The organism is Erwinia sp. HDF1-3R (genome assembly GCF_039621855.1).
GTDB lineage: Bacteria > Pseudomonadota > Gammaproteobacteria > Enterobacterales > Enterobacteriaceae > Erwinia.
Map to the genome: position 1 here is coordinate 584,958 of NZ_CP155071.1, position 23,221 is coordinate 608,178.

Sequence of the window (23,221 nt, forward strand, 5' to 3'; positions counted from 1 at the left end):
CCCCGCCTGGCTTTTCCGCCACCTCTCATGCTCCACACCCTTGCAAGCTTTGCCACAGCCTCTCACGCCTCAGACTCAGACTCAGACTCAGACCAAGCCATGCCCCTGGCTCCCATCGGTCAATACTGACGTAGCTGCAAATCCAGCGGTGTTTTACTTGGTTCGCCGCCAATTTCTCTGGCGAGCTTAGGCACCATATAGCCGGATACCAGGGTTAACAGCTGACGCATAATGGCGCGCGCCTCTTCGTCAGAGACAAAGAAGTGAGCGGCACCCTGAACCTTATCCAGCACGTGAAGATAGTAAGGCAGGATCCCGGCATCGAAGAGTGCGTTGCTCAGCGCAGCCAGCGTAACCGCGCTATCATTGATATGGCGTAGCAGTACGCTCTGGTTAAGAAGGGTAACACCCGCACGTTTAAGCTGCTGCATGGCGTCGCGCAGGTCACTATCAATCTCACGGGCGTGGTTAATATGCGTAACGAACAGCACCTGCAGGCGTGACTGCGCCAGCCGGTGACAAAAAGCAGCGGTGATGCGCGCAGGGATAACCACCGGTAAACGGCTGTGAAATCTGAGCCGCTTAATGTGCGGGATCCGCTCCAGTTCGCCGATCAGCCAGTCCAGCTCACTGTCTTTGGCCATCAGCGGATCGCCGCCGGAGAAAATAATCTCATCCAGTTCTGGCTGCTCTCGGATATACTCCAGGGCTTGCTGCCAGTTGCGCTTGTTGCCCTGGTTATCAGCATAGGGAAAATGGCGGCGGAAGCAGTAGCGACAGTTGACGGCGCAGCCGCCTTTGACCAACAGCAGCGCACGGTTTCGATATTTATGTAACAGACCCGGCACGACACTGCTCTGCTCATCCAGCGGATCGGTACTGTAGCCCGGAGCATCAACAAACTCCTGACTGGCGGTAATGACCTGCAGCAGGAGAGGATCTTGCGGATCGCCTTTTTGCATTCTGTTGGCAAAGGCCCGGGGGACGCGCAGGGCAAAAAGACGACGTGCATCAGTGCCCGCCGTCAGCGCCGGGTGCGAATCAAGGCCTAAAAGACGCAGTAATTCATGTGGATCGGTGATTACATCCGCAAGTTGATGCAACCATTCTTCTCGCGAAGGGGGGTTTAGGGTTACAATGTGTGCCATTTTTTTGGCTAAGTACCAGTATTAAATTGTAGAGGGCCTTTATGGCGACTTATTCTAGCAACGATTTCCGTCCCGGTCTTAAAATCATGTTCGAAAGCGAACCTTATGCTATCGAATCAAGCGAGTTCGTTAAACCCGGTAAGGGCCAGGCTTTTGCACGCGTGAAAATGCGTCGTCTGCTGACCGGTACCCGCGTTGAGAAAACGTTCAAATCTACCGATTCCGCCGAAGGCGCAGACGTAGTAGATACTAACCTGAACTATTTGTACAACGATGGTGAGTTCTACCACTTTATGCACCCTGAAACTTTTGAACAGCATCCTGTTGAAGAGAAAACGGTTGGGGATGCGTCAAAATGGCTGCTGGACAACGCCGAATGTATCGTTACGCTGTGGAACGGCAAGCCGATTCAGGTACTGCCGCCAAACTTTGTTGAGCTTGAAATCGTTGATACCGATCCAGGCCTGAAAGGCGATACCGCAGGTACTGGCGGCAAGCCCGCTACGCTGTCTACCGGTGCCGTAGTGAAAGTACCTCTGTTCGTGCAGATTGGCGAAGTTATCCGTGTTGATACCCGTTCTGGCGAATACGTCTCTCGCGTAAAATAAGTCGGGACACTGGGGGGTCTGCTCTGATGCAGGCCCTTATTTTTCAGGTGGTTGGATGCAGATGATGAAGTGGATAAAACGCATTGCTGTAACATTACTGATGACCTGCGCACTCAGCGCCTGTAATACCTTCCATGGTTTCGGCGAGGACGTTCAGCATCTTGGCGGTGCTATCTCTCGCGTAGCCAGCTAACTCAATACTCCTAAAGTTTCCTTTTCGCTACGCGGCTCTGAGGCGTGTGGCTAAATTACAGCTATGCTTAAAACGCTGTACTTTACTTCTACTTAAAAGGAAATTGTCATGTTAAAGAAAAGTATTGTTGCGATATTTTCGGTGCTGGTCCTCTCTTCCGTGCTCACAGCCTGTAACACCACGCGCGGCGTGGGAGAAGACGTGTCGGCTGGCGGTCAGGCCATTCAGCGTTCCGCGCAGTAATTTGTGTGCCGGTGCCCGCGCACCGGCCTCATCTCTAACCTTACTTCTGCTTAACCCAAATTAGCTTCGATACGTCAAATCCCTCACGCTGTGCTTTTGCCAGCAGTGTTTCTTTCACAGATTCGGTCAGCGTTGGCGTGCGCGACAATATCCACAGATAATTCCTGTTCGGGCCGCAGATCAGCGCATGCTGATAGTCGTCGTCGAGGGCAATAACGTTATACCCGCCATAGAAGGGGCCGAAGAAAGAGACTTTTAGCGCGCCACGACGGGTGGAGCCGGTAAAATAGGCCTTGCCAATGCTCTCCTGCCAGCGCTGCTTCTGCTCATTGTATCCGCGGTTTACCACCTTAAGGCCACCGTCCTCGCGCTTGCTGTAGCTGGCGGTTACCTGCTGCAAACCACGTTCAAAGCGGTGATCCAGCCGGGCGATTTCATACCAGCTACCAAGATAGAGATCGGTATTGAAGCCTTCAACGGGCGTGACGCCTTTCGGCGGGGTGGTATTACAGGCAACAGAGAGAAGGGCGGTGCCGCCGGCGATGAGCATTTTCCACAGAGACATAGAGACGTATTCCATTAGCAATGAATATCGTCACCAGTATATACCCTTCATCTTTCAATTTGCAGGCGCGTTGGCCGCCCGTGCTCACCCCGGTCACTTACCTGGTGTAAGCTTCCGGGGATTCACCCGCTTGCCGCCAGCGATCTCACACCGCGATAATGCCGATAAGCGTTACCACGGTGAGGATAGCGGCGAAGCCGTAAAGCAACCATTTACCGGCCGGAAGGATGACTTTCATATCATGAAGGCTGTGATGTATTCGGTGCAGGCTGCACCAGAGCGGCAGTACGATAGCCAGCAACAGAGACACCCTGCCGGGCAGGGACTGAGCAAAGTGGAGGACCCGCTCATAGCTGAAGGCGTGTTCAGGCCCGGCACCCAGCGGCAGCAGCAGACCCACCACCAGGACAATCACCGGCGAAAAGAGTGCAGCCCACATCCCTCCTGCGCCAAATAAGCCCCAGAATACCGGTTCGTCGGAGCGTACAGGTTGTGCTTTCATTTCATTTCTCCTTAAGGCCACAGCACCAGAAGCAACACCGCCAGGGTAATGACGATCGTGACACTCCATAGCCCAATGATGACCGGGCGCGGCGAAAGTTTTTTATCGCCCACAACAATAACCGAGGCTTTAGGTGCCAGTTCAAACCAGGTTTTGCTGTGTAAAAGGGCTGCTGCCAGCGTAATAAGATTCAGTAGCAGCACCACCGGATGCTGTAAAAACGCGATGAAACTGGCCCAGCTCTCTGCACCGTGCCGCAGGGCAAACAGCCCGGCAATCATCTCAAGGCTGAACCACAGCGCCGGAATAGCCGTCCCTTCGCGCAGCATGTAAAAGCGATAAAAACCGGATTTCATCCACCAGCCGGTCTCCATCGGGCGGTGATAAGGTTTACGTTTAGTGATCATTATCCCTCCTTAACGTGGCCTGAGTGTGGCAATCAGAAAGTCTTTTGCACTTTCAACCTTGCTTTGCTGAATAGCTGCCGCAGGATCTACATGCTTAGGGCAGACCTCCGAGCAATAACCCACAAAGGTGCAGGGCCAGACGCCATTCTCGCCATTCAGCTGTGCCATACGCTGTTTTTTGCCTTTGTCGCGATTATCGAGATTGTAGCGATGCGCCAGCGTAATGGCCGCAGGGCCGATAAACTCGGGGTTAAGGCCAAACTGCGGGCAGGCGGCATAGCAGAGCCCACAGTTGATACAGCCGGAGAACTGGTGGTAACGCGCCATCTGGGCTGGCGTTTGCTGGCCTGGCCCCTCTGATGGCTCCCGGGTGTTACCGATCACATAGGGTTTGATCGCCTCGAGGCTTTCAATAAAGTGGCTCATATCGACAACCAGGTCTCGCTCCACGGGGAAGTTAGCCAGTGGCGCAACGAGCATGCCCTTTGGATATTCACGCAGGAAGGTTTTGCATGCCAGCTTCGGCACGCCATCCACCATCATCCCGCAGGAGCCGCAAATCGCCATCCGGCAGGACCAGCGAAAGGAGAGATCGCAGGCGAGATTATCTTTAATAAAACCCAGCGCATCCAGCAGCGAGGTTTGTTCATCCCAGGGGACATCAAAGCTCTCATTGCGGGGCACCCGGTCGGTCTCGGGGTTATAGCGCTGGATAACAATTTTACAGCGCTTCAAATCGCTCATGCCTTGCCTCCTTTTACTTCAGATTCACCGCCATAAACACGTTTAGCAGGCGGCAAACGGGTAATGTTTACCGAATCCCAGGCGATTTCCGGTGCGCCGTGCGGGTTGTAAAAAGCGAGAGAGTGACTGAGGAAATGCGTATCGTCCCTTTGGGTGCAACCCTCATCCAGCCGCTGGTGGGCACCGCGAGACTCTTTGCGCTGGAAGGCCGCGTGGGCCATGCATTCTGCAACGTCCAGCCCGTGCCCCAGCTCAATGCTGTAAAGCAGCTGGGTATTAAATACGCTCGACATATCGCTGATATGCACTCGTTTAAAGCGTTCTTTCAGTTCGGCCAGCTTATCAATCGTCTTCTGCATCAGCTCGGGGGTGCGATAGATGCCGCAGCCCTCTTCCATTGCCATACCCATTTCATCGCGCAGGGTTGACCAGCACTCATTGCCCTGCTGATTCACCAGCGCGTTGAGGCGGCGTTCGCAGTCGCTGGCCTGTGCCATCAGCGCCGCCGTGGAGGTTTTTTTGCTTTGCAGGGCGCGGGCAGCAGCCTGCTCACCCGCGACGCGTCCAAAGACCACCAGTTCGGCCAGAGAATTTGAACCCAGACGGTTAGCGCCGTGCAGGCCAACTGAAGAGCATTCACCTACGGCAAACAGCCCGCGAATACGAGTTTCGCACTGGGCGTTAGTTTCAATGCCGCCCATGGTGTAGTGCGCCGTTGGCCGAACGGGAATGGGGGCGGAGACGGGATCAACGCCGACATAGGCTTTGCTGAGTTCGCAGATAAAGGGCAGTCGTTCGTGAAGTTTTTTCTCGCCCAGATGGCGAAGGTCAAGATGAACCACGTCACCGCGCGGCGTGGCGATTGTCCGGCCATTCTGCCATTCGTGCCAGAATGCCTGGGACACTTTGTCGCGCGGACCTAGCTCCATATATTTATTTTCGGGATGGCCCAGGGGTGTTTCGGGGCCCATGCCGTAGTCCTGCAGATAACGATAGCCATCTTTATTGACCAGAATACCGCCTTCACCCCGACAGCCCTCCGTCATCAGAATACCTGAGCCGGGCAGGCCCGTAGGATGATACTGAACAAATTCCATATCCCGCAGCGGCACGCCATGGCGCAGCGCCATACCCATGCCGTCACCGGTTACGATGCCGCCGTTGGTATTATAACGATAAACCCGTCCGGCACCGCCGGTGGCCAGCACCACAGCATTCGCCTGAATATGAACCAGCGATCCCTCCATCATGTTCATCGCCACCACGCCGCGTACTTCGCCTTCATCCACCAGCATGTCGAGAACAAAATGCTCATCGTAGCGGGTGATTTGTGGGTATTTGAGCGAGGTCTGGAACAGGGTGTGAAGCATATGAAAGCCGGTTTTATCCGCGGCAAACCAGGTACGCTCGATCTTCATACCGCCAAAGCGGCGTACGTTAACCGAGCCATCATCGCGTCGGCTCCAGGGGCAACCCCAGATTTCCAGCTGAGCCATTTCTCGCGGGCAGTGCTCGACGAAATAATCCACCACGTCCTGCTCGCACAGCCAGTCGCCGCCGGAAACGGTGTCCTGAAAATGAAGATCAAAGCTGTCATGTGCCTGGGTGACGGCAGCCGAGCCGCCTTCAGCCGCGACGGTATGGCTGCGCATGGGGTAGACTTTGGAAATCAGCGCGATGGAAAGGGTTGGGTAGGCTTCGGCCGCGGCGATGGCGGCGCGTAGACCCGCTCCACCGGCACCGACAATGACCAGATCGGCAGTAACGTGTTGCACGGTATTCTCCCTGTCAGCTTGTCATATAGGAGGATGAGAGATGCCCCTCATTTGTCCATGGGTATTATAAAACGCTCCAGCCACGCTAAACTTGATATGTTCCGGTATTCAGGCGAAAAATTAAGCGCAAAAATGCGACGCGGCTGACGTTTTTATGCAAATTTTTTTGCCAGCGGCCCGGACTATCCCGCTGATGACCGAATGCGGCGGCGCAAATTTGTTTGTCTTCGCCCGCTCGGGTAGACTGCTTCACCCTGTCAGACTGAGGAGTCGAAAGATGAGCGATACGGCCAGCTGGCTACCAAGTGCACCCATTGCCAATTTATTGAAAAGAGCGGCGATAATGGCAGAAATTCGGCGTTTTTTTGCCGATCGTGGCGTACTGGAAGTTGAAACCCCGGCCATGAGCCAGGCTACGGTGACCGATGTCCATCTGTTCCCTTTCCAGACGCGCTTTATTGGGCCGGGCGCTGCCGGAGGGCAGGATCTCTATTTAATGACCAGCCCGGAATACCATATGAAAAGGCTGCTGGCGGCGGGGAGTGGCCCCATTTTCCAGCTCTGCCGCAGCTTTCGTAATGAAGAATCGGGCCGTCACCACAACCCTGAATTCACCATGCTGGAGTGGTATCGACCCCACTACGACATGTATCGTCTGATGAACGAAGTGGACGATCTTTTGCAGCAGGTGCTGGAGTGCGCGCCGGCGGAAACGCTCTCATACCAGCAGGCATTTATTCGTCATCTGGAGATCGATCCGCTCTCAGCCGATAAGGCACAGCTGCGTGCGGCAGCAGAAAAGCTGGGGGAGGGCGAGCTGGCGAACCGGGAAGAGGATCGGGATACGCTGCTTCAGCTGCTGTTTATGCTGGGGGTGGAACCCCACATCGGTAAGGATAAGCCGGCTTTTGTGTATCATTTCCCGGCCTCACAGGCCGCGCTGGCGCAGATCAGTACCGAGGATCATCGCGTTGCTGAACGCTTCGAGGTCTACTTTAAGGGAATGGAGCTGGCTAATGGCTTCCATGAGCTGACGGACAGCCGTGAACAGCGTCAGCGGTTCGATCAGGATAACCGCAAGCGGGCCGCGCGCGGGCTGCCTCAGCACCCCATTGATACCAACCTGCTGGATGCGCTGGCGCACGGCTTGCCAGACTGTTCAGGCGTGGCCCTGGGCGTGGATCGCATCGTGATGCTGGCACTGAAAGTGGAGACGTTAAGCGAGGTGATCGCCTTTTCCGTCGACCGCTGCTGATTGGAGCGGAGGAGTCGACCGCTGCTGATGTTGTCGGGATAAAGGGCGTCATTACCGCCCTTTATCCCCAGCGAGTCTACAGGCCGCCTGACTTATAGGTACGCGTTGTCGGGGCCGTTCCGCTGCCCGGAGGGGTTTTACGCCCCAGCGTTTCCATTCTGACCTGGAAAGGTGGGAACGGCATTTCAAGACCGTGTTCCTGATAACCGCGTAGAATGTGCTGGTGCAGCTCGTGCCGCAGCGGCATACGGTGTCCCATCTCCGCCGCGTGAATACGCAGTTCAAACAGCTGGATCCCCTGCTGTAAATCCACCAGATAGGCTTCAGGCTGCGGCATCTCCAGTACGTACTGGCAGCGGTGCGCGGCGGCTAACAGTACGCCGGTAACTTCTTCACTGTTGGCTTCTGCCGCCGCTGGAATGGTCAACACCACGCGCGTCACCGAGTCAGAAAGCGACCAGTTAACGAACTGTTCAGTAATAAAAGCCTGATTGGGAACAATAATTTCTTTTCTGTCCCAGTCGGTAATGGTGGTCGCGCGGGTATTAATGCGCGTGATACTGCCGGTTAAATCCCGTATGGTCACCGTATCGCCGATGCGAATCGGCTTCTCAAACAGAATAATCAGGCCAGAGACAAAGTTGGCGAAAATCTGCTGTAAACCGAAACCCAGTCCAACCGTCAGACCCGCAACCAGCCACTGTAGCTTCGACCAGTCGATACCAATCATTGAAAAGCCCACCAGTCCGCCAATAAGTATCAGCAGATATTTGGTCAGCGTGGTGATGGCATAGCCGGTGCCGGGCGTGAGATTAAGATGCTGTAGCAGCGCCAGCTCCAGCAGGGCGGGCATGTTACGCACCAGCTGAGTGGTGATAATCAGCACCAGAATGGCGATCAGCACCGATCCGAGCGTAATGGGCTGGAGGCTTTCCACACCCTGCACGGTGGTGCTGGCGTCCCACAGGCGAATGTTCTCCAGGAAGCCAAACGCCGAGTGGATTTCAGACCACAGCACGATCACCGACACCAGCGCAATCAGCGTCAGAATAGAGCGGACCAGCCGCAGCGACTGCGCACTGATGGCATCAAGATCGATAACCGGCTCTTCCACGTCCAGATTCTCAGAATTAGCCTGCTGTGTGCTTAACTCTTCCTCACCTTTAGCGCGCTGAGCCAGGATATCGGCGCGGCGGTTGCGGGCGCGATCGAACGCGATACGGCGGCGCTGGATTAGCATCCAGCGGCGAACAATATGGTAGATAACCAGTAACAGGAACCAGATGGCCACCGACGTCTCCAGCCGAGCCAGCAGCGCCTGCGCAGTAGCCAGATAGCCAATGCAGGAGGCCAGTGCGGCGATCAGCGGAATACAGATCATCAGATTCCACAGAACATTATTGACGAAGTTTTCGCCATTCCCCTCTTTGTCCAGGTGCAGGGGGATCCCGGCGCGTTTCAGGCTGACGGTGACCAGGCTGAGCGCGCCGCAAATCAGGATAAAGCACACGCGCCCCAGGGTGGCAGAAAACTGCCGGTCGTCCAGATTATCCAGGCCAATCAGCAGCATAATTAGCGGCACGACCAGCCAGATACTTAGCGTATAGAAGCGCATGGCGCGCGCAACGCGCACTTTCGGCCAGCGGAAATGCACAATAAACAGGCCTTCCGGGCGGGCGAAAGCGGCGCTAATCATAAAGGCCCACAGCAGCGGCACGGTTGCCGTTACGCCATCCCCGGTGGCTACCGCAATCGGGTAAGGCCAGGCGTGTTGCAGCCCGAAGCCCAGCGCCATCCACAGTACCGGCAGCGGCAGGGCGACCAGAATTGACCAGAAGACGGTACGCAGGGTCAGGCTAAAATGATCCAGCGTAACCTTGCCGACCTTGCCGGAGGCGCGAGTAAGAAAATCCCGGTAGTGCCGGCGGGAGCTCAGGCTGAAGCCCACCAGCAGCAGGGCACCCATAATCGGCAACAGGGTTTCCCGGCTGGTAAACATCATTACCATAGCACCGCCAAGCTGCCCCAGCGTATCCAGCGAGAGCAGGCTATTCATATCGCGGACCAGATTGATGGGGAAGTTGAGGTTTATCGCGCTGACGTCTGCGGTCCAGAACAGGTAGCGGTGCGTCGCCTCTTTCACTTCGTTCAGCGCGTCCTCCAGCTGTCCGTTGGCGACCTTAAGCTTGGTCACCTCCAGAATCAGGTTATCGCAGCCGGAAAGCAGCGAGCCGATCAGCTCCCGCTGGGTTTTAATCTGTGCCTCAAGAATACGATGCTGTTCGCTGGTTAACGGCGTGCCGTCATCCTGCTTCTGCTTTAACAGCTGCTCCTGATGTTCAAGCAGATCCTCGTAGTGCAGCCGCTGCACCCGTAGCTCGCCCATTTCGTTATCCAGCTGCTGCGGCTTCGGCATGTCGGGCAGTCGGGCAACCTGGGCACGAAGCGCTTCGCCCAGAACGTTCGAGATGCCCAGCCACTGCGACTGTTCGCGAATGGTACTAAGCGCCTGGCGCACCTGAAGGGTTTGATTGGCTGCGGTACGCTGCTGCGAGGCGACCAGATCCAGCCGCTGCGCCTGTTGATTAAGCGCTGCTGACAGTTCGCGGTTGATGCGAAACTGCCTGCTGATATTCTGCGGCAGCTCACCGCTGTTTTCCGCCAGCTGCTCGGTACGCTCCAGCGCCTGCTCTGCTTCGCGCTGACGGCGGGCGTTAAGCTGATTGCGCAGATCCTGCAAATAAGTGTCAAGCTGAGCGGCTTTACGCTGATGAAGCTCGCTGCGCATGCGTGCCAGCTCCTGACGGTTGTTGGCGGAAAGCTGCGCCAGCTCCAGCTCATCAACCCTCGCCTTCTGTGCGGTGGACTCCGCCTGGCGAGCGGCAAGCTGTGCCTGAGCCAGCTGCGTCACGGCGGAAGGCTGGCCCTGGAGCCGCCTTTCGATGTCATTTAAAGCCCGACGCGCCTCTGATTGCTGTTGGGGGAGCTGCGCCAGCGAGTCACTGATTTCGCGGGCGCGATCCTGCTCCTGCTGAGCCTGACGGCTCTCTTCCAGCAGTTGACTGCTGACCTGTAGGATCTCCTGATCCAGTTCGGAAGCGGTCATGGAACTGCGAACGGTCTTAGGATTATCAATCAGCGAGGCGATGGACTGACGGAGGTCGCGAGCCATCTTTGGGAAGTCGTCAATTACCTGCTGATAGCTGGTGGCGTTAGAGATAGATTTTTGCTGCTCGTCCAGCCAGTTAAGCGTGGCCTGGAGCGCATCCATCGTTTCCGCCTGATTCGGCGTATTTTTGTCCGACCTGGCCTCATCAAGCTGCTGCCTGATTTGCGCGGCATCAGGGCCACTGGCAGCGCAGGCGGGCTGGAAAAGCATCCAGGTCAGTAAAATCGTCAGAATCAGGCGTAACATGGGCATCAACTATGGATGGTGTAAAACGTCTTCTGCAGGGGTTTTCTGCAGGGCGATGGCCAGCGTCTGGCCCAGACGCGTCTTCGTTTCCGGCGTCAGGCTTTCCGCCAGTTTGATTCTGTTGGGAGCAAACAGGTTAATCACCGTCGAGCCAAGCTTGAAGCGGCCCATTTCCTGCCCTTTAAGCAGAACCACCGCGCCATCTTCGTCTGCGCCCGGCCAGCTCCAGCGCTTAATCACACCCTCTCTGGGCGGGGTCACCGTACCGGCCCAAACCGTTTCGATGCTGCCGACGATGGTGGCACCCACCAGAATCTGCGCCATTGGGCCAAACTCCGTATCAAACAGGCAGATAACCCGCTCGTTACGCGCAAACAGGTTCGGGATATTCTGCGCGGTCAGCGGATTGACGGAGTAGAGATCCCCGGGGACATAGATCATCTCACGCAGGATGCCGTTGCAGGGCATATGCACGCGATGATAATCACGGGGTGCCAGATAGGTGGTCACAAATTCTCCCTCGCGAAACAGATCGGCCATGGTGTTGTTACCGGCCAGCAGCGCCTCGAGTGAATAGGTGTGGCCCTTGGCCTGAAAAATGCGATCGCCTTCAATGTGGCCCAGCTGGCTGATTGCGCCGTCGGCAGGCAGGACCAGCAGGTTAGGATCGGTTTCAACAGGGCGAGCATCATCGCGCAGCGGGCGGACAAAAAAGTCGTTAAAGGAGCGGTAGCTGCCGGTATCCGGGTTCTGCGCCTCTTTCATCTCAACCTTGTAAAACCAGACAAACACGTCGATAACGGCTTTGGTCAGCCAGCCAGCGCGCTTACCTGCGCCCCAGCCAGCAAGTTCGGTCAGGCCTTTTTTAGGTAAAACATTATTCAGGCCGAGTTTTATACGATCCAACACGATAGCCTCCAGGCTTGATCAGATAGCAAAGTAGAATGGGGGCGGATTGTAACAGTGCCCTGGCAATTAGGCTATTCCGCCCGGCCAGTTGCGCCAGGCGGGCAGGTTCAGTTGCTGCTATCGGAGAAGTTACGACGCGTTTTAAGCTGCATATCTGACATGCTGTCCAGAATGCGGTGATAACTGTCGAAGCGCGCCGTATCGATCTCACCCTTTTCAACGGCCTCACGGATTGCGCAGCCGGGGTCGTTGTCATGCTTGCAGTCACGGAACTTACAGTGGCCTAAATACTCACGGAATTCGACAAACCCCTGGGTGATTTGTTCCGGCTCAAGGTGCCACAAACCAAATTCGCGCACGCCGGGTGAGTCGATCACATCGCCGCCGTTGGGGAAGTGATAAAGCCTGGCAGCGGTGGTGGTGTGCTGGCCGAGGCCGGAAACGTCGGAGACGTCGTTGGTGAGGATTTCGCCCGCGCCCACTTCCAGACCCAGCAGGGCGTTCAGCAGGCTCGACTTCCCAACGCCAGACTGGCCAGCGAAGATGCTGACGCGCCCGGTTAACGCCGTTTCAAGCTCTTCCAGCCCGCGCTTGTGATGGCTGGACACCATCAGTACGCGATAGCCGATGCGACGATAAATCTCCATCTGCTCATCGACAAACGCGCGGCCTTCGTCATCCAGCAGGTCGGTCTTATTCAGCACCAGCAGCGGTTCAACCTCCAGCGTTTCGCTGGCGATCAGGTATCGATCGATAATATTGAGCGACAGTTCCGGCAAAATGGCGGACACAATGACGATCTGATTGATATTAGCGGCAATAGGCTTAACGCCGTCGTAGAAGTCAGGACGGGTCAGGACGGAGGTCCGTTCGTGAACCGCTTCAACGATGCCCTTAACGGTTGCGCTGCCTTCCTGGCCTGGACGCCATACCACGCGATCGCCGGTGACCAGAGAGCGGATGGTGCGGCGAATATTGCAGCGGTGTTGGCTTCCGTCTGCATCTTCTACATCAACGTGCATACCAAAACGGCTGATGACCACGCCATCGCGCGCTTCCCCGAACAGGCTGTCATCGGGTTCCGGCTTATCGGCACGCTGCTTCAGGCGGCGGTCATGGTTGGCACTGACGCGACGTTGCTGGCCTTTGGACAGTTTGTTTTTAGTCACTCTTCCTCACAGGGGTTGGCAGGCTTCGCCCTAACGGGGCAAAACGTCTATGATACACCCTAACGTATAACGATATAAGCTACGGTGAGAAACCCTATGACCGCAAATGCAAGTAATCTGATTTGGATCGACCTGGAAATGACCGGATTAAACCCCGAACAGGATCGTATTATTGAAATTGCCACGCTGGTGACCGACGCCGACCTCAACATCCTGGCCGAAGGGCCGGTGTTTGCGGTTCATCAGTCTGACGCACAGCTGGCGCTGATGGATGACTGGAACGTGAAAACGCATACCAACAGCGGACTGGTGCAGCGCGTCAAAGCCAGTCAGTACAGCGATGGGGATGCGGAGCGGGAAACCATTGCCTTTTTGCAGCAGTGGGTGCCAGCCAACAGTTCACCCATTTGCGGCAACAGCATAGGGCAGGATCGCCGTTTCCTGTTCAAATATATGCCTGAACTGGAAGCTTACTTCCATTATCGTTATCTTGACGTTAGTACGCTGAAAGAGCTGGCCCGCCGCTGGAAGCCCGAAATCCTGCCTGGCTTCAAGAAGCAGGGCACGCACCAGGCGATGGATGACATACGCGAATCGGTTGCGGAGCTGGCTTACTATCGCGAGCATTTTATCCAGCTATAACGAGCTCTTCCCCGCAGGCGTTTATTTGTACGGGGCCTGGTCGGCGGTTTCGCAGCGGACTGCTGCCGATTAAACCCGCATTCTGCTGTTTTAATCGGCACTCAGCCGGCAACTGAAAAAAATTGCCACGAGAGACTTGCAGCCAAAAGGAATTCTCGTATAATTCGCACCCCGTACCAGGACAGATTTTGGTACCCAGAGCGGGAATAGCTCAGTTGGTAGAGCACGACCTTGCCAAGGTCGGGGTCGCGAGTTCGAGTCTCGTTTCCCGCTCCAGTTTTTTGCATTACGATACCAGCATTATTGCGGGAATAGCTCAGTTGGTAGAGCACGACCTTGCCAAGGTCGGGGTCGCGAGTTCGAGTCTCGTTTCCCGCTCCAGATTTTTGCATTACGATACCAGCACTACTGCGGGAATAGCTCAGTTGGTAGAGCACGACCTTGCCAAGGTCGGGGTCGCGAGTTCGAGTCTCGTTTCCCGCTCCAGATTTTTGCATTATGATACCAGCACTACTGCGGGAATAGCTCAGTTGGTAGAGCACGACCTTGCCAAGGTCGGGGTCGCGAGTTCGAGTCTCGTTTCCCGCTCCAAATCTCATTTGAACCCGCTCAGGGTGAAACGCCTTCTTAGTGACCTGCACCCACGACTTGCCCATCCGTTAAAACCTCAACCTAATGACAGGTTGTTCGATACAGCTAATACATTTCCCTGCATTATGCCGCGCGCCGTACGCGATCCTGGCAGACCTTTGACGCATCCCATTTTAATTCACAGATTCTCAGTCGGTCTGAAAGCCGCTGGTTCTATTTAGATGCGGCTTACCTGCAATGATAATGACGTGGCGTACACAAAGGTTTTAGCGTTGCGGCTCGTAGGATGTTTCCAGTTACTGCGCTTATACTAACAAACGTGCAAAGGCTTTTAACTTTTGGGTCAGTGAGATCCAGGCTGGCAGTTTGGCGGGGGGCGCTTTCTCCTCGGAATTTAGATCCACATGCTGGCCAGAAAATCCACTGGGGATGTATTCTTCAATAACGACACTTTCCTGATGTATAACCCAACCATGTCTCGGTACTGTATTAATAATATTGATTTCAATTCCGGCTTTTCCAAGCTGCCTGCGCAACTCTGATATGGTCTGATATAAAGTATTAGGGGTGACCTGTTTTCCATGCTCTTCCCAGCCACTTTTATAGAATTGCTGATGGCTGACAATGTTGCCATGGTTAACAATTAACAAAACTAAACAGCGAGAGGCCGTACTGAAAATCACATGCTGAGTCTTATTGTTACGTGAAATAAACAGGTTTTTATGTGGTAGGAATATTACCTTTTCATTAATTAAATAGCATGTGTCGCATTGATTAGCCATGATTACATCGTCCTTAATATATTGAAGATTACGACTTAACTAGCGTAACGCAGCACCGAAAATGATAAGATATTTTAATTATCAATGATTGATTTCTATCGGTACCTTCCTCTTATTCCTGGTGATAATGAAAGCATTTAATAACAAAAATAGCAACAGGATCAAAGAGCGTGAGCGTACTTTATAACTCACAGTCGTTCTCCTGCCACATAATGGGTTTATTACAATAAGCTACGGTCGGGGCTATTACTTTAATGATAAAGTATTAGCTTTAATGTGTTCTAAAATTTCCTATAATCTGGCTGGCGGGGCTTTGCGTCCCATAATGCACCTGGCTTAAGATGATGGATTATTTTCTGGTTGGCTTATCTTTCAGAAAATGATGAGTTTAAGCGCGGCGGCATGTATTATCAGCTAATTTTTTTGCGATTTCTCCCCTTAATGTGCTTATTAATGAGTGTCGTTCTGGTCGCTTAAGCAAAAAATGCAAGAAAATTATTATTTTTGTGGCTATATTGCCCTGCTTTATCTGAGTGGGCATCCTGAAGGAGGGGTGGCTGCGACCCAAATATAATCAGAAGATTAAATAATTTGTTAACTGAAAGTTATAGCTGGCCTGTCGCAAACTTCTCAGAGCCATCGTCTTACATTCAGCGATGTTAACTGTAGTTTATTTTACGTTTTTATAAGGAAATACATAAATGTTTAAAAAGACGGCTGTTGCCACATTACTGGGTTGTACATTACTGGCTCAAATGATGCCTGCGGCTGCGGCAGAAAATCGCTATGTCAGCTATCTGACATCCTGGGGCTTACCCGACGTTGATGCTCTCACTGCTCAGCTGAAAAAATCTGATATTGATATTTTTATGCTCTCTTTCGGCCAGTGGGATAGCGAAGGTAATATTACCGTATCGGACAAAATGCTAACCGTGCCTAAATACGAGGGTTACTGGATGCCGCAGGGTTATTTGGGATGGACGCAGCTTAAGCGAGCCAATCCAAACAAAAAGGTTGTTGTGGCCTTTGGCGGTCAGACCTATGAAGGGATTTGGTCAGCAATCAGTACTCCGGCACAGCGCGATAAGGTCGCCAAAAATCTGGCAAATCTGCTCAATACACGTTTCCCTGTTTACCAAAAAGGTTTGAAGGCTAATGAGGCCGTGGGTGAATGTCTGGCAACAACCTGGGATGGAAAGTGTGACTACAGTCAATATCAGCTCGCGGGATATACTTATATCGACGGCATTGATTTTGATTTCGAAAAGGCTGCCCGCCTGACGCAGCAGGAAAACGACAACCTGGTGGATCTGGTTAAGCGTCTGCGTGCGTTGGTCGGTAAAGAACCTATGCTGAGTCTGACCACTTACCACGTTGGCGCGGATCCGGAAAACTGCGAGAATCCTTCCGTCACTGAAAACTGTTCTTATATCGAAAACGCGCGTTCAGCCCATCACGGTGAAGTGACTCAGCTGCTGAAAGACAGCAAGGACCTTTTTGATTTCTTCAACGTAATGACCTATGACGCGGGCAAAAACTTTAACTATAAAGTTGCCATGCAGAACTACGCCAATGCGGTTGGAGATAAAAGTAAAATTTTGGTTGGAGCGACGATTAACAGTCAATGGGGGCCAGAAGGTAACTTTGTTGAAAGCAAAGCTAACAACATGGAGCGTGCTGCGTGGCAGGCAGAAAATGGCTATGGCGGCTTCTTCGCATGGACATTAGGTTCTTCAACTGAACAGACATCATTTGCCAATCAGGTTTCTTACCTGAACGATATGGTTAAGCTGGCGAAAGAAACTCCGCCCGTAACGCCCGTTGATCCTGTCACCCCGAATGAGCCAGAGCAGCCTGAAGCACCCGCGGTAGAACTGGCTGTACCAGACGTTTCAGCCGGTCCCCAGCTACGCTACATTGATTACAATAAGGGGGCTGAAGTTAAACTGTTTGTCTCTGACAAAATGTTAAAAACGACCGCTTACCAGGTTAAATTAAATGGGAAATATATCTTCTCCTTTAACAAGGGTAGCGCATATTACTCTTACCAATCAGACCTGGGGGGAGGTGTGATTCAGTTGACTCATGGCCTTGATACGAAAGATGGCGATATCATCACCCTAAATGTGACTGGCAGTTCAACGATTAGCCAGAAAATTGTGGTAAAAAATGGTATTAACTATATTGCCGACAAAGCGATACAATCTGTCATTGTTGGAAATGGCAAGGTCAGTGTGACCATTAGTGCCAAAGAGTATAATCAGCCTAATCGTTATATGGTTTATCTGAATGGTAAATACATGATGGAATCTTATAACGGTAAAGCCTATCACTCATCAGTAAAAAAACAGGCAGATCGAGTGACTTTCACCGGTTCATCGTCTGTTAAAACAGGTGATAAAATTGAGGTTAAACGCGTGAGTCATATCCCAGGCGTGAGTTCATCCAGCTTCACTACGATTTATTCCAATGTAGTTAAATAGTGAGTGGCCCCTGCCGCTTGTCAGGGCAGGGTTTTAACAAGCTGAAAGGAGAGAGTCAATCTCTCCTTTCAGCTATTACAGGTCGGTTATTCCTGGGAGAGCTTTAACTTGCAGCGTTTTGGTTTTCTACGTGTTTCGCCGCTAATAATTGTGATCAACCTCATTCTGTTGAGCCTTGCCGCTTACCTGCTTGCAACGACCTTTGCCGATTTAACGCTTAAGGAAAAGCATGTTAAAAATATTATATTATCAGCTGAAGAAGGTGGGGGGGCAGACGTTTTCGAAAAAGAAAGCGCTCCTGATACCCCCAGCCCATTCGAACAGTTAATAAGAATACGCGCGACAGACAGCGTTAGAGATGGAAAAATTGCTGTCACTCAGCCGCTGCCTGATGATGCAGTGTTTATGCAGGCCCCCGTCGGTGAATTGCCCGGCATAGTAACCGGATTGTTTAGTAGTCATCATCGGCATCAGGACCTGGCCATTATTGAATTTTCGGGCCAGCAAAAAAGTTATCGACCCGGTGACCAGCTGGAAGAAGGGGGGACGGTCGTGCGGGTTTTACCCGACAGGGTGATATTTGAGTTAAAGGGTTTTTATGTCGCTAAGCTTATGTTTCCAGAGCAAAACAGTAAGTAAAATGAACTCATCATCCCCTTCACGGATTAAATAGTTTAGTAGCGTTTCAAGGAGTTGTGATTATGCAGGGACGTAGAATCGCTGATTGCCGGGCGTTAAAAACGGTATTGCTTATCATATTGGCCCTGATATTCACCGCGCCCGCCATGGCCGATAAATACAGCGCCAGCTTCCAGAATACTGATATTCGGGAATTTATTAATACGGTGAGTCAGGCATTAAATAAAACCATTATCATCCAGCCGGCAGTTAGCGGCACAGTAACCGTCAGGAGTTACCAACAGCTTGATGAAGAACAGTATTATCAGTTTTTCCTGAACGTACTGGACGTTTATGGCTTTAGCGTAATTGAAATGGACAATAATGTCCTGAAGGTCGTGCCCGCGGTATTTGCAGGCAGCAATGCCGCCATTGACGAGGGGATGACTCAGGGCGGTGACATGCTCGCCACGCGCGTGGTGGCCATAAAGAATATGCCTGCGCATGAGCTGGTTCCCGCACTGGAAAAATCGAATGCGGCCAGCGGGATGCTTATCAGCAGTTTTGAGAGCTCCAATAGCCTGTTGCTCACCGGGAAAAGCAGCGTAATTAACCGGTTACTGGACATCATTAAGCGAATCGATCGTCGCGGCGATAGCCATATTGACGTCTACCCCCTCCAGCATGCTTCAGCTGGCGAGCTTATCCGCCTCGCGGAAGAGATGCTAAACGACAGCAGAAAATCCGCCCGCCCGGGCGCGATGGCGCTGCAGATGGTGGCCGATGAGCGCACTAACAGTATTCTGATAATGGGAGAGCCTGACTCACGTCGGTTAGCGAAGGATCTTTTCCAAAAGCTCGATCTGGAATATACCGCGCAGGGAAAAACCAAAGTCATCTACCTTAAATATGCCCAGGCTGCCGGGTTAGTTGAAGTCCTGACCGGCATGAGTGCCAATATGGAAAACAATGGCCAGTCGGCCTCATCGACAGCCAGCCCCGCACTGTTAAAAGGCACCAGCATCAAAGCGGATGAGCAGACCAACTCGCTGATTATTACCACTCAGCCAGGCATGATGTCCGAACTGGAAAGCGTCATTGCAAAATTAGATATCCGTCGCGCCCAGGTGTTGGTGGAAGCGGTGATTGTGGAGTTGCAGGACGCCGAAGGGTTGAATCTGGGCGTGCAGTGGTTCAATAAAAATGGCGGCGGTACAAATTTTCCATCAAATAATGCATCAGCTATCGGAATTTTGGAGGGCGGGTCGCTGACGGGTGCCGTTAAAAACGTGACGGGATTAGGCGTGGGCTTTGGTCATAACAACTGGTCGGCTTTGCTCAGTGCAATTAAAAGTAATACCAATAACGATATTTTGGCTACGCCAAGCATTGTTACGCTGGATAACATTGAAGCAGTTTTTAGCGTCGGTCAGGAAGTGCCGGTGCTTACTGGATCACAAACTACTAACAGCGATAACATATTCAATACCGTTGAGCGTAAGAACGTCGGTATTAAACTGAAGGTTAAACCGCAGATTAATCAGGGCGATTCTGTATTTCTGAAAATCGAGCAGGAAGTCTCCAGCGTGGCGGAGAGTTCAACCACCGGCAGCGCCGAGCTCGGTGCGACGTTTAACACCCGCACGCTCAATAATTCTGTGCTGGTGGGCAGCGGGGAAACCGTTGTCGTGGGTGGGCTACTGGATACCACCCAGTCTGATGTGATGCAGAAAGTCCCGTTGCTGGGCGATATTCCTTTTATTGGGCAACTCTTTAGCTCAACGTCCAAGAAAACCATCAAGCGAAATCTAATCCTGTTTATTCGTCCGACAATTATTCGTGATGGCGAACAGTACCATCATCTCAGCTCGCGTAAATTCAACGATCATCAGGATCGTCAGCCTGTACGTGATGGCATACATAAATTGCCCAGCGAGCTGATAGCGCTGAAAGACTCTGACGTGCAGCGTGAACAGTTCAAACAGGTTACCGCGCTGATCGCAGCCTTTCAGCAGCACGGAGGGGTGAAAGAGTGACAGGCAGGCAACGGGATCCGATTCCATCGCTGCCTTTCTCATGGGTTAAGCAGCACGGCGCGTTGGTATCAGAGGGGCCGGGAAGCCTGCGCGTGGTCTGTCGTGAGAATGTCACCCTTTCCGCGCTGATGGAGATTCAGCGCCTCTTTCCCGCCATCGGGGAGTTGGAACGGGTCAGTCAGTCCCACTTTGAACATACCCTTGCAGAGGTTTATCAAAATAATACTGGCGCGATGGCAAATATTGGCAGTGAAATTGATTTTTATGCACTGGCAGAGGAGATCCCCAGCCACATCGATCTGCTGGATAGCAATGATGACGCGCCTATTATCAGACTGATTAACGCCATGCTTGGCGAAGCGATTAAAGAAGCGGCGTCAGATGTGCACATAGAACCCTTTGAAAAGCGTCTGCTGATCCGTTTCCGGGTGGACGGCATTTTACATAACGTCCTGGAACCTCAGCGTCAGCTGGCTTCATTACTGGTTTCCCGTATCAAAGTCATGGCGAAGCTGGATATTGCCGAAAAGCGCCTTCCTCAGGATGGGCGCATTGCCTTACGTATTGCGGGGCGTGCGGTAGATGTGCGCGTTTCGACGCTTCCCACGCAGTATGGCGAACGGGTCGTGATGCGCCTGCTTGATAAAAATAATGCCAGGCTGACGCTCTCTTATTCAGGTATGTCTGCCGCCTGCCGCGAAGGGCTGACCCAGTTGGTACATCAGCCACACGGATTGATTCTGGTCACCGGACCCACTGGATCGGGTAAAAGCACCACGCTTTATGCGGCGTTGAATGAGATTGACAGCGGTGTACGCAACGTCATGACCGTCGAAGACCCGATTGAATATGAGCTGGACGGGATTGGACAAACCCAGGTAAACAGCAGGGTGGAGATGACCTTTGCCCGTGGACTGAGGGCGTTACTGCGTCAGGATCCCGACGTGGTATTAGTGGGTGAAATACGCGATGCAGAGACGGCACAGGTCGCCGTACAGGCTTCCATGACCGGACATCTGGTGCTTTCCACACTTCACACTAATACCGCTGCCGGCGCCATTACCCGACTGCAGGATATGGGGATAGAGCCCTTTCTGCTCGCCAATACGCTGGCCGGGGTGATGTCCCAGCGGCTGGTGCGTACCCTGTGCACTCACTGCAGCACACAGACAACGGCAAGCCTGGAGGAGCAGCAACTTACAGGCTGTTTGCAACCGACATTGATGCTTTCTCGTGCAGTAGGATGTGAGCATTGTAAGCAGACCGGCTATCAGGGGCGAACCGGCATTCATGAGCTGATTATTCTCGATCAGGAGGTAAGGACGGCGCTGAGCCAGGGGAAAAGCGAGCAGGAGATTGAGGCGCTGGTCCATCAACGCACGGCTACGCTGCGGCAGGACGGTATAAGCAAGGTGCTGGCCGGATTAACAACCCTGGAAGAGGTCGCCCGGGTGACGAGGGAAGTCTGATATGGAAAAGTTTACTTATCAGGCGTTGTCACCCCAGGGAGAAAAATGCCGGGGGCAGCTGCTGGCAGCCAGTCTCAGCGATGCCAGACAACAGTTAAGAGAGAAGGGACTGGCGGTTATTACGCTCAAAAGATCGATGAAAGTAGCGCTTCCGCGGCGTTCCTCCCTCTCTGGCAGGGAGCTGGCGCTGGCGACTCGTCAACTGGCGACGTTGATTGCGGCGCATCTGCCGGTTGATGAAGCGGTACAGGCCGTTGCTCAGCAAAGCGAAAGAAAAACCGTCGTGAATATTTTTTCCCAGCTAAGAGGCATGATCCGTGAGGGACGCTCGCTGGCGGTAGCGCTGGCGACCTTTCCAACGGTCTTCAGCCGGATGTACTGTGCGATGGTGGCGGCAGGTGAGGCCTCGGGGCATCTGCCGTTAGTGCTTCAGCGGCTGGCGAATAATGAGGAACAGAGCCAGAAGCTGAAAGGCAAAATTATGCAGGCAATGATTTATCCAATAGTGCTGACGCTGGTGGCCTTTACTGTTGTGGCCATCCTGCTAACGGCCGTGGTGCCTGAAGTGATTGAACAGTTTATCACCATGAAGCAGGCACTGCCGTTAACAACCAGAATGCTGATCGCCTGCAGCGATTTTTTGCGCACCTACGGAGTCATCCTGCTCGGCGGGATGGTGGCGTTAGCGATAGCGAATCTACTGTGGCTGCGTCACCCGGCGAGGCTGATTCAGCGGCACCGGCAGCATCTTCGCTGGCCGCTGATTGGCCGACTCACCCGCAGTATCAGCACCGCGCGCTATGCCCGCACCCTGAGCATTCTGAATGCCAGTGCCGTACCGCTGCTTGACGCGATGCGCATCAGCGCGTCTGTGGTAATGAATGAGTATGCCCGACAACAGCTGAACGACGCTGAAGCGAAAGTCAGAGAGGGCGGGAAATTTCATCAGTCTCTGAAAGCCACCGGGCTTTTTTCACCGATGATGCTGCATATGGTGGCGTCAGGGGAACAAAGCGGTAGCCTGGATGAGATGCTGGAGCGATCGGCAGAGATACAGGAAGAACAGTTATCACATCAGATTACCCTGGCCCTGGCTCTGTTTGAGCCTGCGCTGGTGGTGACGATGGCGAGCATAGTGCTTTTCATCATTCTGGCTATTTTACAGCCCATATTGCAGCTCAATGAAATGATTGGATAAGGATATACACGATGACTTATGGAGAGAGACGCATTCGACGGCCTGACGGGCAGGGTGGTTTTACCCTGCTTGAGATTATGGTGGTGATTGTCATTCTGGGGCTGCTTGCCAGCCTGACCATACCCAGTCTGATGGGGAATAAAGAGAAAGCAGACAGGCAAAAAGCCAGAAGCGATATCGCCACGCTGGAAAATTCGCTGGATATGTACAGACTGGATAACCATCGTTACCCGACCACTGAACAGGGCCTGGAAGCGCTGGTAGAGAAGCCTGAGCTGTCCCCCATCCCCAAAAATTACCCTGAACAGGGGTATATTCGCCGTCTGCCCAGGGACCCCTGGGGCAATGATTATCAGCTGCTCAACCCTGGCGACCACAGCGCGATTGATGTCTTCTCCTTTGGGCCAGAGGGCGAAGGCGCGCGCGAGCAATATATCGGTAACTGGGACGATGAGCGCAAGAAATAGCC

At 53.3% G+C, this 23,221-nt stretch carries 21 protein-coding genes and 4 tRNA genes; 15 read left to right on the forward strand and 10 right to left on the reverse strand.

Annotated features, from left to right (window positions below; genetic code table 11):
• Positions 1-119: 119 nt before the first annotated feature.
• Positions 120-1,148 carry an EF-P beta-lysylation protein EpmB gene (gene epmB, locus AAGR22_RS02570; RefSeq protein ID WP_345830100.1) on the reverse strand — a complete coding sequence of 343 codons (1,029 nt, stop codon included), beginning with the start codon at positions 1,146-1,148 and terminating at the stop codon, positions 120-122.
• A gap of 41 nt (positions 1,149-1,189) precedes the next feature.
• Between epmB and efp the strand changes: the two genes are divergently transcribed.
• The 3 genes from efp (at position 1,190) to AAGR22_RS02585 (ending at position 2,192) form a co-directional block, all read left to right on the forward strand.
• Complete coding sequence (gene efp, locus AAGR22_RS02575) at positions 1,190-1,756, forward strand: elongation factor P (RefSeq protein WP_067704280.1); 567 nt, start codon at positions 1,190-1,192, stop codon at positions 1,754-1,756.
• A gap of 61 nt (positions 1,757-1,817) precedes the next feature.
• The gene (locus AAGR22_RS02580; RefSeq protein ID WP_067704643.1) at positions 1,818-1,949 is read left to right on the forward strand and encodes an entericidin A/B family lipoprotein; all 132 of its coding nucleotides are present in this window, start codon (positions 1,818-1,820) and stop codon (positions 1,947-1,949) included.
• A 108-nt stretch (positions 1,950-2,057) separates the two neighbouring features.
• Positions 2,058-2,192, forward strand: coding sequence for an entericidin A/B family lipoprotein (locus tag AAGR22_RS02585; RefSeq protein ID WP_067704279.1), 135 nt, complete (start codon positions 2,058-2,060; stop codon positions 2,190-2,192).
• A 40-nt stretch (positions 2,193-2,232) separates the two neighbouring features.
• Here the strand turns inward: AAGR22_RS02585 and AAGR22_RS02590 are convergent, their stop codons facing one another.
• The 5 genes from AAGR22_RS02590 to frdA all read right to left on the reverse strand — a co-directional run bounded on the left by AAGR22_RS02590 (position 2,233) and on the right by frdA (position 6,185).
• On the reverse strand, positions 2,233-2,757 hold the full coding sequence (locus tag AAGR22_RS02590) for a lipocalin family protein (protein ID WP_345830103.1): 525 nt from the start codon (positions 2,755-2,757) through the stop codon (positions 2,233-2,235).
• 145 nt (positions 2,758-2,902) lie between these two features.
• Positions 2,903-3,259 (reverse strand): fumarate reductase subunit FrdD, encoded by a 357-nt coding sequence (frdD, locus tag AAGR22_RS02595; RefSeq protein WP_345830105.1) that lies wholly within the window; start codon positions 3,257-3,259, stop codon positions 2,903-2,905.
• Between the two features lie 11 nt (positions 3,260-3,270).
• Entirely contained in the window at positions 3,271-3,666 is a 396-nt protein-coding gene (gene frdC / locus AAGR22_RS02600; protein WP_067704269.1) for a fumarate reductase subunit FrdC, read from the reverse strand.
• A 9-nt stretch (positions 3,667-3,675) separates the two neighbouring features.
• Positions 3,676-4,410, reverse strand: coding sequence for a succinate dehydrogenase/fumarate reductase iron-sulfur subunit (locus tag AAGR22_RS02605; RefSeq protein WP_067704266.1), 735 nt, complete (start codon positions 4,408-4,410; stop codon positions 3,676-3,678).
• On the reverse strand, positions 4,407-6,185 hold the full coding sequence (gene frdA, locus AAGR22_RS02610) for a fumarate reductase (quinol) flavoprotein subunit (RefSeq protein WP_345830108.1): 1,779 nt from the start codon (positions 6,183-6,185) through the stop codon (positions 4,407-4,409). The genes AAGR22_RS02605 and frdA overlap by 4 nt, the downstream gene beginning before the upstream one ends.
• Before the next feature lie 277 nt (positions 6,186-6,462).
• On the opposite strand from frdA, the gene epmA reads away from it, so the two are divergent.
• Positions 6,463-7,440 (forward strand): elongation factor P--(R)-beta-lysine ligase, encoded by a 978-nt coding sequence (gene epmA / locus AAGR22_RS02615; RefSeq protein WP_067704260.1) that lies wholly within the window; start codon positions 6,463-6,465, stop codon positions 7,438-7,440.
• 76 nt (positions 7,441-7,516) lie between these two features.
• Here epmA and mscM read toward each other — a convergent pair whose 3' ends face one another.
• The 3 genes from mscM to rsgA form a co-directional block, all read right to left on the reverse strand.
• On the reverse strand, positions 7,517-10,855 hold the full coding sequence (mscM, locus tag AAGR22_RS02620; RefSeq protein ID WP_345830109.1) for a miniconductance mechanosensitive channel MscM: 3,339 nt from the start codon (positions 10,853-10,855) through the stop codon (positions 7,517-7,519).
• A 9-nt stretch (positions 10,856-10,864) separates the two neighbouring features.
• Positions 10,865-11,764, reverse strand: coding sequence for an archaetidylserine decarboxylase (gene asd / locus AAGR22_RS02625; protein WP_345830111.1), 900 nt, complete (start codon positions 11,762-11,764; stop codon positions 10,865-10,867).
• Between the two features lie 107 nt (positions 11,765-11,871).
• Entirely contained in the window at positions 11,872-12,933 is a 1,062-nt protein-coding gene (rsgA, locus tag AAGR22_RS02630; protein ID WP_067704251.1) for a small ribosomal subunit biogenesis GTPase RsgA, read from the reverse strand.
• A gap of 96 nt (positions 12,934-13,029) precedes the next feature.
• Between rsgA and orn the strand changes: the two genes are divergently transcribed.
• From orn to AAGR22_RS02655, 5 genes are all read left to right on the forward strand, one after another.
• Entirely contained in the window at positions 13,030-13,575 is a 546-nt protein-coding gene (orn, locus tag AAGR22_RS02635; protein ID WP_067704248.1) for an oligoribonuclease, read from the forward strand.
• 200 nt (positions 13,576-13,775) lie between these two features.
• A tRNA-Gly gene (locus AAGR22_RS02640) sits at positions 13,776-13,851 on the forward strand.
• Between the two features lie 29 nt (positions 13,852-13,880).
• A tRNA-Gly gene (locus AAGR22_RS02645) sits at positions 13,881-13,956 on the forward strand.
• Positions 13,957-13,985: 29 nt separating this feature from the next.
• Positions 13,986-14,061: transfer RNA gene (locus AAGR22_RS02650), tRNA-Gly, on the forward strand.
• 29 nt (positions 14,062-14,090) lie between these two features.
• Positions 14,091-14,166 (forward strand) — tRNA-Gly (locus AAGR22_RS02655).
• Positions 14,167-14,471: 305 nt separating this feature from the next.
• Here AAGR22_RS02655 and AAGR22_RS02660 read toward each other — a convergent pair.
• Complete coding sequence (locus AAGR22_RS02660) at positions 14,472-14,948, reverse strand: winged helix-turn-helix domain-containing protein (protein WP_345830113.1); 477 nt, start codon at positions 14,946-14,948, stop codon at positions 14,472-14,474.
• A 701-nt stretch (positions 14,949-15,649) separates the two neighbouring features.
• On the opposite strand from AAGR22_RS02660, the gene AAGR22_RS02665 reads away from it, so the two are divergent.
• The 6 genes from AAGR22_RS02665 to gspG all read left to right on the forward strand — a co-directional run bounded on the left by AAGR22_RS02665 (position 15,650) and on the right by gspG (position 23,219).
• Positions 15,650-17,431 (forward strand): glycosyl hydrolase family 18 protein, encoded by a 1,782-nt coding sequence (locus AAGR22_RS02665; protein ID WP_345830115.1) that lies wholly within the window; start codon positions 15,650-15,652, stop codon positions 17,429-17,431.
• Positions 17,432-17,539: 108 nt separating this feature from the next.
• Positions 17,540-18,070 carry a type II secretion system protein N gene (locus AAGR22_RS02670; RefSeq protein WP_345830117.1) on the forward strand — a complete coding sequence of 177 codons (531 nt, stop codon included), beginning with the start codon at positions 17,540-17,542 and terminating at the stop codon, positions 18,068-18,070.
• A 62-nt stretch (positions 18,071-18,132) separates the two neighbouring features.
• The gene (gene gspD, locus AAGR22_RS02675) at positions 18,133-20,085 is read left to right on the forward strand and encodes a type II secretion system secretin GspD (RefSeq protein ID WP_345830119.1); all 1,953 of its coding nucleotides are present in this window, start codon (positions 18,133-18,135) and stop codon (positions 20,083-20,085) included.
• The gene (gene gspE, locus AAGR22_RS02680; RefSeq protein WP_345830121.1) at positions 20,082-21,554 is read left to right on the forward strand and encodes a type II secretion system ATPase GspE; all 1,473 of its coding nucleotides are present in this window, start codon (positions 20,082-20,084) and stop codon (positions 21,552-21,554) included. The genes gspD and gspE overlap by 4 nt, the downstream gene beginning before the upstream one ends.
• 1 nt (position 21,555) lies before the next feature.
• Entirely contained in the window at positions 21,556-22,752 is a 1,197-nt protein-coding gene (gspF, locus tag AAGR22_RS02685; protein ID WP_345830122.1) for a type II secretion system inner membrane protein GspF, read from the forward strand.
• Between the two features lie 11 nt (positions 22,753-22,763).
• On the forward strand, positions 22,764-23,219 hold the full coding sequence (gspG, locus tag AAGR22_RS02690; RefSeq protein WP_067704227.1) for a type II secretion system major pseudopilin GspG: 456 nt from the start codon (positions 22,764-22,766) through the stop codon (positions 23,217-23,219).
• Positions 23,220-23,221 lie beyond the last annotated feature (2 nt).

What these genes read in the sequence shown, in the direction of transcription:
- epmB (WP_345830100.1), bottom strand. Translation starts at nt 1,148, where the DNA reads ATGGCACACATTGTAACCCTAAACCCCCCTTCGCGAGAAGAATGGTTG.
- efp (WP_067704280.1), top strand. Translation starts at nt 1,190, where the DNA reads ATGGCGACTTATTCTAGCAACGATTTCCGTCCCGGTCTTAAAATCATG.
- AAGR22_RS02580 (WP_067704643.1), top strand. Translation starts at nt 1,818, where the DNA reads ATGATGAAGTGGATAAAACGCATTGCTGTAACATTACTGATGACCTGC.
- AAGR22_RS02585 (WP_067704279.1), top strand. Translation starts at nt 2,058, where the DNA reads ATGTTAAAGAAAAGTATTGTTGCGATATTTTCGGTGCTGGTCCTCTCT.
- AAGR22_RS02590 (WP_345830103.1), bottom strand. Translation starts at nt 2,757, where the DNA reads ATGTCTCTGTGGAAAATGCTCATCGCCGGCGGCACCGCCCTTCTCTCT.
- frdD (WP_345830105.1), bottom strand. Translation starts at nt 3,259, where the DNA reads ATGAAAGCACAACCTGTACGCTCCGACGAACCGGTATTCTGGGGCTTA.
- frdC (WP_067704269.1), bottom strand. Translation starts at nt 3,666, where the DNA reads ATGATCACTAAACGTAAACCTTATCACCGCCCGATGGAGACCGGCTGG.
- AAGR22_RS02605 (WP_067704266.1), bottom strand. Translation starts at nt 4,410, where the DNA reads ATGAGCGATTTGAAGCGCTGTAAAATTGTTATCCAGCGCTATAACCCC.
- epmA (WP_067704260.1), top strand. Translation starts at nt 6,463, where the DNA reads ATGAGCGATACGGCCAGCTGGCTACCAAGTGCACCCATTGCCAATTTA.
- mscM (WP_345830109.1), bottom strand. Translation starts at nt 10,855, where the DNA reads ATGTTACGCCTGATTCTGACGATTTTACTGACCTGGATGCTTTTCCAG.
- orn (WP_067704248.1), top strand. Translation starts at nt 13,030, where the DNA reads ATGACCGCAAATGCAAGTAATCTGATTTGGATCGACCTGGAAATGACC.
- AAGR22_RS02660 (WP_345830113.1), bottom strand. Translation starts at nt 14,948, where the DNA reads ATGGCTAATCAATGCGACACATGCTATTTAATTAATGAAAAGGTAATA.
- AAGR22_RS02665 (WP_345830115.1), top strand. Translation starts at nt 15,650, where the DNA reads ATGTTTAAAAAGACGGCTGTTGCCACATTACTGGGTTGTACATTACTG.
- gspD (WP_345830119.1), top strand. Translation starts at nt 18,133, where the DNA reads ATGCAGGGACGTAGAATCGCTGATTGCCGGGCGTTAAAAACGGTATTG.
- gspF (WP_345830122.1), top strand. Translation starts at nt 21,556, where the DNA reads ATGGAAAAGTTTACTTATCAGGCGTTGTCACCCCAGGGAGAAAAATGC.
- gspG (WP_067704227.1), top strand. Translation starts at nt 22,764, where the DNA reads ATGACTTATGGAGAGAGACGCATTCGACGGCCTGACGGGCAGGGTGGT.